Source organism: Mesorhizobium sp. M7A.F.Ca.ET.027.03.2.1 (assembly GCF_003999175.1).
In the GTDB taxonomy this organism is placed as follows: Bacteria; Pseudomonadota; Alphaproteobacteria; order Rhizobiales; family Rhizobiaceae; genus Mesorhizobium.
Genome location: NZ_RZOM01001316.1, coordinates 1 through 1,423 on the forward strand (window position 1 = coordinate 1; position 1,423 = coordinate 1,423).

Consider the following 1,423-nt stretch of genomic DNA (forward strand, 5'->3'; position numbering starts at 1 on the left):
TCGGCATCCTTCGCCGCCTGGGCCTTGTCTTCGTGCTTGGGCGGCCGTCCGCGGGGCGCCGCGCCATCTGCGCGCGCGCGCAGGTAGATGTAGAGGTCGTCCATGTAGCAATAGACATTCTTGTTGTCGCCAAAGGCAGGCATGACGTTTTCCTTGCCGCCGCCGACATTCTTGCGGCCTTCGGCGACGATCGAGAGGAACGTGCCGTAATCCATGTTTTTCAGGCTGTTGACCAAAGCCGGCGCATAGCTCGAACCTGTTGCATCCTGTCCGTGGCAGACATGGCAATCGGAGTGATACCGGCGGTAGCCGCTGAACGTGTACCAATCGACGGTTCCGTTTTCGATCTTGTAGGTCGGATTTCCATCCGCATCCAAATACTTGCCGCCTTCTTCCTTCACCGCCTTGGCTTTTTCCATGCTGTCGTCGGCCTGGGCGACGCCTGAGCTTGCCAGAGGCAGCAGAGCCAGGACCAAAGCCGAAATTACAATGCGAACGGACATTCAAACTTCCTTCATTTGCCAATGGACACGGTTTTGCTGGCGCGACCGGCATTGATCGGTGTTTTGGGTGCGTAACCGAATCGAGAGCCCGGCCATGGCTTCCGGATGATCCGGGCTCTCGTTCTTCAAGCCTTTGGTCTCACAAGACCTGAGGCGTTCTCAAGGTTCCCAGCGCATCAATCCGGGAGACCGAAGACGGTGAGCTGACCGCCCAGCGTCGTGTAGTCGGCAAGTGCCGCGTAGCCACCGACGGCACCAAGACCAGCGGTGCCAACGACGGCGGCCTCATCGCCTTGGGCACGGCCCTGATCGACGGCGCCATGCCAGGCAGCGGCGTTGTCAGGCGAAAGCAGGCCGCCTGCCAGGCCAATACCTGCCCAGCCGCCAACACCCGACAGAACGGCGATGTACTGCTTGCCGCCCTGCTCGTAGGTCGTGATGTTGCCGATGATGCCGGACGGGGTCTTGAACTTGTAGAGTTCCTTGCCGTCCTTATCGACCGCCTTGATGTAGCCTTCGAGCGTGCCGTAGAAGACGACGTCGCCATCTGTCGCCAGAGCGCCCGACCACACCGAGAACTGCTCGGGCTTCGACCAGACGATCTCGCCCTTGGCCGCATCCCAGGCAATGAAGTTGCCCATGCTGCCGTCGCCGCCAGGGGCCGGGTACATCGACACGGTGGCGCCAACATAGGGCTGACCGGCGGTGTAGCTTACCTTGTAAGGCTCATAGTCCATGCAGACATGGTTGGTCGGGACATAGAACAGCCCGGTCTTCGGCGAATAGGCCGCCGGCTGCTGGTCCTTCGTTCCAAGCGCGGCCGGGCAGATGCCGGTCGAGTTGGTGTCTTCGCCGTTTTGCTGGGTCGAATATTTCGCCACGACCTGCGGGCGGCCATACTGATCGCTCTTTGGGTCCAT

At 60.8% G+C, this 1,423-nt stretch carries 2 protein-coding genes; both read right to left on the bottom strand.

Annotated features, from left to right (window positions below):
- Positions 1-503 (bottom strand): c-type cytochrome, methanol metabolism-related (locus EN750_RS34195; RefSeq protein WP_127399268.1); only part of this gene is annotated, 503 nt, incomplete at its 3' end.
- A 176-nt stretch (positions 504-679) separates the two neighbouring features.
- Positions 680-1,423, bottom strand: a 744-nt coding sequence (locus tag EN750_RS34200) for a PQQ-binding-like beta-propeller repeat protein (RefSeq protein ID WP_145968195.1), incomplete at its 5' end; no start/stop codon positions are given.